The sequence below is a fragment of the Streptomyces sp. NPDC029216 genome (genome assembly GCF_040648015.1).
Lineage (GTDB): Bacteria > Actinomycetota > Actinomycetes > Streptomycetales > Streptomycetaceae > Streptomyces.
On sequence record NZ_JBEZWL010000222.1, the window covers coordinates 1 to 8,341 of the forward strand.

Here is an 8,341-nt window from a genome sequence, read left to right on the forward strand (position 1 = left end):
GCTACGAACGCAAAGCCGACCACTTCCTCGCCTTCACCAGCATCGCCTGCACCCTCATCTGCTACCGAAGACTGGCCAAATGAGATGACGTCTTAAGGCCGCCGGCGTGGGCGCAAGGGACGGGCTCATCCCCACGGAGTCAGGTCCAGCTCTGACGGCGGTTCAGGAATCGGGTCGTCATTCGGCGCAATCCGGCGGCCCCACCGACGCAGGTCCAGCACGTAGCTCGTGAGGAGCCGCCGCTGCCGCCGTTCGTCTGCCAGCTGCCGCTCCAGCCGATCAGCGATCACCGTGAAGTCGTCCCGCCGACTGATGGTGCGGCCCTGCGAGAATGTCAGCAGACCTATCACAAGCGCCACTAGCTAGTGTGATGCACCGGAAATTTCAGGGTTAAGTCTGCGGCTGGTTGTCGGTGGCTGATGGGGTGATTTTGGTGAGGCAGTCGGCGAGGGACTTCAGGATCTCGTCGGCGCTCTTCGTCCAGGTGAAGGGTTTCGGGTCCTCGTTCCAGGTCTCGATCCAGGCCCGGATGTCGTCTTCCAGTGCTTTCACCGAGGTGTGGACGCCGCGGCGGATGAGCTTGTCGGTGAGGAGACCGAACCACCGCTCGACCTGGTTGATCCAGGACGAGCCTGTGGGGGTGAAGTGGATGTGGAAGCGGGGGTGTTTAGCCAGCCACGTCTTGATCTCGGGGGTGTTGTGGGTGGCGTAGTTGTCACACACCAGGTGCACGTCGAGGTCGTGGGGCACGGCCTTGTCTATCGTGACCAGGAACTTCTTGAACTCCTTCACGCGGTGACGGCGGTGGAGTTCGCTGATGACGGTGCCGTCGGCGATGTTGAAGGCGGCGAAGAGACTGGTGATGCCATGTCGCAGGCAGTCGTGGGTGCGCCGCTCGGGCATGCCCGGCATCATCGGCAACACGGGCTGCGAGCGGTCCAGAGCCTGGATCTGGCTCTTCTCATCCACGCATAACACCACTGCCCGTTCCGGCGGATTGTGGTAGAGCCCGACGACGTCGACGACCTTGTCGACGAACTACGGATCGGTGGACAGCTTGAAGGAATCCTGCAGGTGCGGCTTGAGATCGAACCGCTTCCAGATCCGGCCGACCGTCGATTTCGACAGCCCCGTGCGAGCGGCCATCGAGGCCCGCGACCAGTGGGTGTCCTGGCCCGGAGTGGACTCCAGCGTCGCCACGATCACGTCCTCGACCTGGTCGAGGAGAATCGAGGACGGCCGACCCGGCCTGGGCTCATCGGCCAGTCCGTCCAAACGGTCAGCGATGAAACGACCGCGCCAGCGCTCCACGGTCGAGGTGTCGACACCAAGCTCGGCCGCGGCCTGCTTGTTCGTCCCGCCTTCCGCACAACGCAGCACGATCCTCGCGCGAAGCGCCAGGTACTGGGCGGTCTTCGCGCGCCTGGCCCACCGGATCAGCTGGTCCCGTTCGGCCTCGCTCAGAATCAGATCGGCCTTCGGCCGACCGATGCGCGCGGCATCCTCGAGCCCGGCCATCCCCTCAGCGGCGAACTTCCCACGCCACTTCCTCACCGTCGCGGCGGTAACGCCGACCTCCACCGCCACCCGCGCGTTCGGCGCCCCGCCCGCACACGCCAGCACGATGCGCGCCCGCTCCGCGAACCGCGGCGCCACCGCCCCACCCGCCCAACGGGACAACTCCGCGCGTTCCTCATCGGACAGGCGGACTTCAACGGCACGAGGACCCGGCGACATGACAACAGGCTACAGACTTAACCCTGAAATTTCCGGCGCATCACACTAGACGGCACCGGGTACACCATCCACCCCGATGACGGGATCCCCTTCGCCTTCGAACTCGCCGGCCGGGCCACTCCCGCACAGCTCGCGGCCCTGATCCGCGGCCACTGGTCCATCGAGGCACTGCACCACATCCGGGACGTGACCTTCGCCGAGGACGCCTCCCAGCTCCGTACCGGCAGCGCGCCCCGGGCGATGGCCACCTGGCGCAACCTCACCATTGGTGCCAGAGGTGCCATCGGTCCGCGACCTGGATCGCCTGCGGCGCTCCGGCTGTGGCGCCTTCTGCGAAGAAGGGCGCACGGTCCCGGCAGACGACTTCTACGCCGGGACGCTCGGCGAGCCACGCGGCCAGACTTGATGCTTCCCGGTCGGGGAGTAGGTCGATCGGGCGGCGGGTTTCGACATCGACCAGGACGGTGCCGTTGTGGCCGCCCTTGCGGGTGGCGTACTCGTCGACGCCGACTACCCGCGGCGCTGGCACCTCCGGCTCGGGAAGAGCGTCGACCAGGCGCAACACCGTGCTCCGGCTGACGGCCACGCCCAGGACGACAGCCAGCCGGGCACCGGCCCGGCCGGCCAGGGCGAGACCGACTGCGGCCAGGGTGGAACGTTGTCGCTCGGTGCGCTGGCTGTGCCTGCGGGTGAGGCCGGGTATCTCTTCCGCGAAGGTCCGGCGGGGACACATGTTGTTCCCGCAGCGGAAGCGCCGAACTCGTAACTGGAGTACGACGCGTCGTCCGGCGCTCGGCGCGTCAGCGGGAAACCGCAGGTAGGAGCTGTGAACCTGGGTCGACCAGGCTCCGCATCCCGGGCAGGCGGCGCCGACCGTGGTGCATAGCGCGTCAACACGCACTATCTCGATATCCACGTCCACCGACACCACCGCGACGTCCGCGATCGCCGGGAACAACAACTCCTTCAACCGGAGCACGACCTCTTCCACGGTCCGGACTGTCAGCCCAGCAGTACTGACCAACGCCTATTTTCGGGCGACTTCGCAAGCCGCCCAGGGACGCTCAGCTGTCACTCACCGTGGCCCCTGCACGAAAGCTGAGCCAGAACCAGAAATGGTTCTGGCTCAATTTCCGTGATTGATGACAATGCGTCACGGCAGCCGGACGAGTAGGGAGTGCGTGGAGCTTGACGGTGGTGGGTGCCGTGATCGGTTGTGGTTGACTGGAAAGTGAAGAGATGGGGAGGGCGAATGGAGAGGTTCACAATCGAGCCGCTGCGGGTGGTCGACTTCGTGGAGCACGTGCGGCGCCGCCCCGGGATGTACTTTCTGGTTGAGCAGGGCAGCCCCGAGCTTCCCACGGAGGTACTTCGGGCGGTTGCCTGGGACGCGCTGCACCGCCGTGACGGCAGGCATGGACAGATCAGTGTCGAGATCGGATCTGACCTCAGCTTCACTGTGGAGAGCGATCAGCGCCCCAGCGCCGATGAGCGGGAGCGACATCTGCCGCGATTCTTCGGTTCCCTGCTCGACATGTTCGACCTGCAGCGTTGGGCTCCCTCCGCAGCTGCCGCACTCTGCGTCCGTACGGTCATGGAGGTGTGGCTGGACGGCCACGGCTATAGCCAGGAGCTGGTCGGGATGGATCCGACCGGCGCCTGGGAGGAGTTTTCAGCACCTAAGCCGTTCGGGACCCGAATCACCTTCCACCTTGATCCTTCATTCTGCGGTCCGCGCGAGGCCATAGCCTGGGCACTGCGGCCCGAAGAACTGCACGGGGAGGCGTGCAAGGAACACCCTTCACCCACGACGTTCCCTATTAGCGATCTCCGCTCGGAAACAGAGACGTCAGTCAGCGAGTAGGACGCGTTTTCGCAGGAGGTCGAAGCCGGCGCGGCCGAACATCTGGCGCTTGAGCATCTTGATCCGGTTGACGTGTCCTTCGACCACGCCTGAGTTCCAGGGCAGAGTCAGACCGGCGATCACGGCGTCGCGGTCGCGGTCGATGCCTGCGGCGAGGGTGTGAAGGCTGGGCAGGTCGTCCTGGGGGACGGCGTCGAGCCACTCGGGGAGTCGTTCTCCCTGGCGCTCGGTGAGCATCTGGGCGAAGGCCCGGACGTGGCCGGTGAGGGCGTCGAGTTCGGGGCAGTGGACCAGGACGGCCTTGGGGCGAAGGCGGTCGGTCTCTGTGAGGGTCTCGGGCCGGCGGAGGATCCATCCGGCGACGACGCGGGGTAACGGCGGCCGCGCTGTGACGGGGTTGGGAGACAGCCGCTTCTCCCGGAAGTAGGCGCGAACGCGCTGGTAGCTGCCCTGATAGCCGAGCGGCACAATCTCTTCCCACACCGTCCAGGCGTTCGTGCAGCCCTGGTTCCAGCGGTCATCCAGATAGGGCTTGAACGCGTCGAGTTTGGATGGTCGGCCCTGCCACTGCCCTCGGAAAAGGTCTTCTGGGGTGGCTGCGTCGGCGAAGATCTTCACGGTCCGGGATGTCATGTGGAGCTGGCGGCCGATCGCCCTCCGGCTGAGCCCGGCGGCCAGCAGTTCGTGGACGGTCGTGTGCTTGGCGCGGGTGCGGTCGGCGAAGCGGTGGCCGGTGGGCCAGGGCGAGCCGGTCGGGTCTTGGGCCTTGTCGGGCTCAGGGGCTGACTGGGCAGGATGGGGTGCCAGAACCCGCAGGCAGCTCCGGTGGTCGGCGACGCATCGCTCGGCGGCCTCGCTCAGGTTGTGCCAGAGATGCCACCTGTCCGCCACCTGCACCGCCTGGGGTGCCCCGACGGTGGCGCCTTCGGCGAAGAACGGTGCGCGATCGCGGCAGACCACCTCGATCCCTGGCCGTTTCGCGAGCCAAGCGGCCAGGCTGGATGCCTCCCGGTCGGGCAGCAGGTCCACCGGCCGCCGGCTTTCCACGTCGACCAGGATGGTCCCGTAGTTGCGAGCCTTGCGGGTTGCATACTCATCGACCCCGACCACCCGTGGAGCCGGAACCTGAGGGTCGGGCAATTCCTTGACCAGCCGTAGCACTGTGCTGCGGCTGACGGGCACTCCGAATACTCTGGCCAGCCGGGCACCGGCCCGGCCGGCGAGCGCGAGGCCGACGGCGGCCAGCGTCGACCGCAGCCGCTCGGTCCGCCTCCCGTAACGCCGGGTCAACCCTGGCAGCTGTTCCGCGAAGGTCCGGCGTCCGCACGAGATGACCGGGCAGAGGAACCTGCGGACGCGTAAACCGAGTGCGACCCGCCTGCCTCCGCTGGGCACATCAGCGGGAAAGCGCAGGTAGGAGCTGTGAATCCGCCGTGACCAGCTTCCGCATCCGGGGCAGACGGCCCCAGCCACCGTGCTTCGGGCCTCTATGTGCACCGCCTCGTCGTTCACGTCGACCGACAGCACCGCCACATCGGCGATCGAGGGGAACAGCAACTCCTCCAGCCTGAGCACCACTTCTTCCACGGGCAGAACTGTCAGCCATACCGCACCCAGTACGGGTCAATTCCTGGCAGCTTCGCCAGGGCTCGCTCGCTCGATCACCGTCACTGAGCGTGCATGCTCCACGGAAAGTGAGCCAGAACCTGAGAAATGACGGCAGTGCCGTGCCGCTGAGGCAGACGGACGAAGGTGCGATGATCTGTTCGTGGTGACAGATGCCGAGTGGACTCGGATTCGGACGGACCTGCGCTTCGGGCAGGTCTTCAAGGGCACCGTGGTGAAGGTTCCCAGGCCCGGTGTGATCGGGATCTTCGTGGAAATCGGCCTGAGCGTCGGAGGCTTTGTCGACGTTCTGCTGCTACCGAGCGAGGCCGAAGACTGGCCAGCGGAGGGCACGGTTGCCGATTTCGAGATCTGGTGGGCAGACAGCCGCCAGCAGATCCGGCTGAAGCCGTCCGACTCTCGGTATCTGCGGACCGACTTCACGGACTTCGTCGAATGCTTCCGTCCCAGTTGGCCTGCCGACGTCGGCCAGCCCCTTCGTGCCCCAGGGCCTGTCACCGCCGACGAGTTGCGGGCCCTGCTTCGCTCCGATGGGTCGTCGGCCAGTTCCCCCTGAGACTGGAGAAGCGGCCGACGCTCCCGGCGGAACCTAGCTGGCCGCGGCTTCGGCGCGGGCTCGGGTGCTGGCGAGGCGGTAAGAGTCGGTGCCGGTCTCGATGATGGTGCCGTTGAAGGTGAGGCGGTCGACGATGGCCGCGCAGAGGCGAGGGTCGGTGAACGTCTTGGTCCAGCCGCCGAAGGACTCGTTCGAGGCGATGGCCACGCTGTTCTTCTCCTCCCGCTCGGTCAGGACCTGGAAGAGGAGTTCGGCGCCGCGGCGGTCGAGTTCCATGTAGCCGAGTTCGTCGATGCACAAAAGATCAACGCGGCCGTAGCGGGCGATGGTCTTGGTCAGCTGCTTCTCGTCGGCGGCCTCGACTAGCTCGTTGACCAGCTTCGTCGCCAGGACGTACTTGACCCGGTAGCCGGCCATCGCAGCTTCGGTGCCGAGCGCGATCAGCATGTGGGACTTGCCGGTTCCGGAGTCGCCGATCAGACAGAGCGGCTGGCTCTTCTTGATCCATTCGCAGCTGGCGAGGGTGTGGATGGCGGCTGCGTCGATGTTGGGGTTCGCGTCGAAGTCGAAGGTCCGCAACGACTTGTCCCGCGGGAAGCCGGCTGCCTTGATCCGTCGTTCTGACCGGCGTCGGGCCCGGTCGTCGCACTCGGCCATCAGGAGTTCGGAGAGGAAGCCGCGGTAGGTCATCTGGTCCTTCATGGCCCGGTCGGCGATGTCGGAGAACTCGTTTCTGATCGAGGGAAGCCGCAGTAGGCGGCAGGCGGTGTCGATGGCCGTGTCGGCGGCCTGCTCGGTCAGTCCTCGCTGGCGGGGCAGGGTCACTGTGCTTCTCCCTCGCGGTGTGTCGGCGTACAAGTGAACGTGCACCACCTCGTACGAATGAGAGTGCACCGTTCTGGATGCGTTGAAAGGCCGTGGCCGGGAGCCTGCTTTCGTCGGTTGGGGATGAACGATTTACAGTCCCGCGTCCAGCTGTCCCTGTTCGACCAGGACGAGGGCTTGCGGCATCAGGTGTTCCTCACCGACACCCCGTCCTGCGGTGGTGGTTCCGCAGTTCCTGGAGGTCCGCCACCGCGGGCATGCCACCGTCGAGGACCACATCCGGTGCGGCAAGACCACCGGCTTCGGCCGCTTCCCCTCCCGCGACTTCGACATCAACACTGCCTGGCTCGAACTCAGCCTCGCGGCAATCGATCTGCTGGCCTGGACCCGTGTCCTGCTGCTGGACGGCGAACTCGCCACTGCCGAGCCGAAGAAACTCCGCTACCGGCTGCTGCACGTCGCCGCCCGCCTCACCTGCGGCGGTCGACGCCTGCGCTTGCGGATATCGGCGACCTGGCCCTGGAGAAACGAACTGGCCATGGCCTTCCACCGCCTCGCCGCACTGCACCGACCTGGCGACTGACCGGCAGCCCCTCGTCCGCCCACGACCTGAAAGGCCTTGGAGAACCCGACCACCGCGCCGGGACTCAGCCCTGCCCAAGCACCGAAATCGCGTCGACCACCCAACAGCTGCTGATCAGCGACGCCGCCTCATCCCAACCGAAACGGCGAGGTTAGATGATCTATTCCAAGGGGTCAGTGATCGTAGGCGATCAGTGAGCGTAGGACGGTATGTCCGGTGGCGTCGTTGTGCCAGATCGCGGCGGTCAGCGCGAGGATGCGTTGTATGACGCGGGCTATGACACTCAGGGTGTGCGCCCTCGGTTCCGTTCGAGGTCAAGCTGTCCCTTGAAGGTCTCGTTGATCGATTCGATGACCTGTCGCAGCGGCGTGAACAGGGCTGCGCCAGCCCTTTCCCGTTCACCTTTACGGGCAGGCCGCAGCAACTGGACTCCATGTTCGGGCAGTTCGCGTTCGAAACCATGGCCGAAGTAGTTCTTGTCGCCGATGAGAGTCTGCTGATGGGGATATTTGATTTCCCCAAAGATCGCCATCAGCTGGCTTCCTACTCGTACGACAAGGGCTTCAAACACGCCATCGACCGGGTGAGATGCGGCGGCACGTGGATGGGTGATGGCTATCTTGCGACCACCGAGGGCGATGCTAAGGGCTGCCCGGGGCAGGGAGCAGGAGTGGGGCGATGGGGCAAAAATATCTTCAGCGTTTCGTCTACAGCGAGGGCGTCACAAAGCCTGCACTCGATGAGGCGTGGGGCGAAGCGTTCAAGGCGTTCGCCCGGTCGGGCAACTGGGGCGACGTCGACAGCGGTGTCGTGCACCACCAGACGTACGGCACCGGATGGGGCGGGTATGCGCTGATCGAAGTGGAGGACCCCGAGGCCTTCGGGCGCTACCAGATGTTCCACAACCAGACTTATGGCCACGTCGTCCACGTCACCTTCGAACCCCTGTGGGACATGGACCGGGCGTTCGAGGCGACCATCCGCGACCTGAAGTGAATGTGTGATGGGTGCGGCTCCTTTAGAGGGACCGCGCTCCGTGACCACGGCGTAGCCGTCTCACCTGCGGTGTTCCGCACGCTGACGACCCTCCGACCTGTGGTCCATGGCTGCGCAACGAGGGCGGGACGGCTGCGGCCGAGGTCGTCGCCGG

At 65.8% G+C, this 8,341-nt stretch carries 7 protein-coding genes and 4 pseudogenes; 5 read left to right on the plus strand and 6 right to left on the minus strand.

Annotation, left to right across the window (positions count from 1 at the left end; translation table 11 throughout):
• Window positions 1–125 precede the first annotated feature (125 nt).
• Both AB0F18_RS37230 and AB0F18_RS37235 read right to left on the minus strand, forming a co-directional pair.
• Window positions 126–359, minus strand: coding sequence for a hypothetical protein (locus AB0F18_RS37230; RefSeq protein WP_362069371.1), 234 nt, complete (start codon window positions 357–359; stop codon window positions 126–128).
• Between the two features lie 31 nt (window positions 360–390).
• A pseudogene (locus AB0F18_RS37235) lies at window positions 391–1,737 on the minus strand (IS630 family transposase).
• A 111-nt stretch (window positions 1,738–1,848) separates the two neighbouring features.
• On the opposite strand from AB0F18_RS37235, the pseudogene AB0F18_RS37240 reads away from it, so the two are divergent.
• Window positions 1,849–2,010: pseudogene (locus AB0F18_RS37240) on the plus strand (ISAs1 family transposase); the annotation flags it as partial.
• On the opposite strand, the gene AB0F18_RS37245 reads toward AB0F18_RS37240, so the two are convergent.
• Window positions 1,997–2,728 (minus strand): ISL3 family transposase, encoded by a 732-nt coding sequence (locus AB0F18_RS37245; protein WP_362069373.1) that lies wholly within the window; start codon window positions 2,726–2,728, stop codon window positions 1,997–1,999. The pseudogene AB0F18_RS37240 and the gene AB0F18_RS37245 sit on opposite strands and share 14 nt — an antisense overlap.
• A 261-nt stretch (window positions 2,729–2,989) precedes the next feature.
• On the opposite strand from AB0F18_RS37245, the gene AB0F18_RS37250 reads away from it, so the two are divergent.
• A complete protein-coding gene (locus AB0F18_RS37250; RefSeq protein WP_362069376.1) occupies window positions 2,990–3,601 on the plus strand; it encodes a hypothetical protein in 612 nt (203 codons plus the stop codon).
• Here the strand turns inward: AB0F18_RS37250 and AB0F18_RS37255 are convergent.
• Window positions 3,587–5,188: an ISL3 family transposase gene (locus AB0F18_RS37255; RefSeq protein ID WP_362069379.1), complete on the minus strand. Its 1,602-nt coding sequence runs from the start codon at window positions 5,186–5,188 to the stop codon at window positions 3,587–3,589. The two genes, AB0F18_RS37250 and AB0F18_RS37255, sit on opposite strands and share 15 nt — an antisense overlap.
• A gap of 181 nt (window positions 5,189–5,369) precedes the next feature.
• Here AB0F18_RS37255 and AB0F18_RS37260 point away from each other — a divergent pair, with 181 nt between their 5' ends.
• Complete coding sequence (locus AB0F18_RS37260) at window positions 5,370–5,783, plus strand: hypothetical protein (RefSeq protein ID WP_362069382.1); 414 nt, start codon at window positions 5,370–5,372, stop codon at window positions 5,781–5,783.
• A gap of 33 nt (window positions 5,784–5,816) precedes the next feature.
• Here AB0F18_RS37260 and istB read toward each other — a convergent pair whose 3' ends face one another.
• A complete protein-coding gene (gene istB, locus AB0F18_RS37265; RefSeq protein WP_362069385.1) occupies window positions 5,817–6,608 on the minus strand; it encodes an IS21-like element helper ATPase IstB in 792 nt (263 codons plus the stop codon).
• A gap of 147 nt (window positions 6,609–6,755) precedes the next feature.
• Here istB and AB0F18_RS37270 point away from each other — a divergent pair.
• A pseudogene (locus AB0F18_RS37270) lies at window positions 6,756–7,191 on the plus strand (transposase); the annotation flags it as partial.
• Between the two features lie 173 nt (window positions 7,192–7,364).
• Here the strand turns inward: AB0F18_RS37270 and AB0F18_RS37275 are convergent.
• A pseudogene (locus tag AB0F18_RS37275) lies at window positions 7,365–7,687 on the minus strand (transposase); the annotation flags it as partial.
• A 182-nt stretch (window positions 7,688–7,869) separates the two neighbouring features.
• Between AB0F18_RS37275 and AB0F18_RS37280 the strand changes: the two are divergent.
• A complete protein-coding gene (locus AB0F18_RS37280; RefSeq protein ID WP_362069388.1) occupies window positions 7,870–8,187 on the plus strand; it encodes a hypothetical protein in 318 nt (105 codons plus the stop codon).
• The last annotated feature ends 154 nt before the right edge of the window (window positions 8,188–8,341 follow it).

Excerpts from the sequence above, each read along its gene's own strand:
- AB0F18_RS37250 (WP_362069376.1), top strand. The coding sequence starts at position 2,990 with ATGGAGAGGTTCACAATCGAGCCGCTGCGGGTGGTCGACTTCGTGGAG.
- AB0F18_RS37280 (WP_362069388.1), top strand. The coding sequence starts at position 7,870 with ATGGGGCAAAAATATCTTCAGCGTTTCGTCTACAGCGAGGGCGTCACA.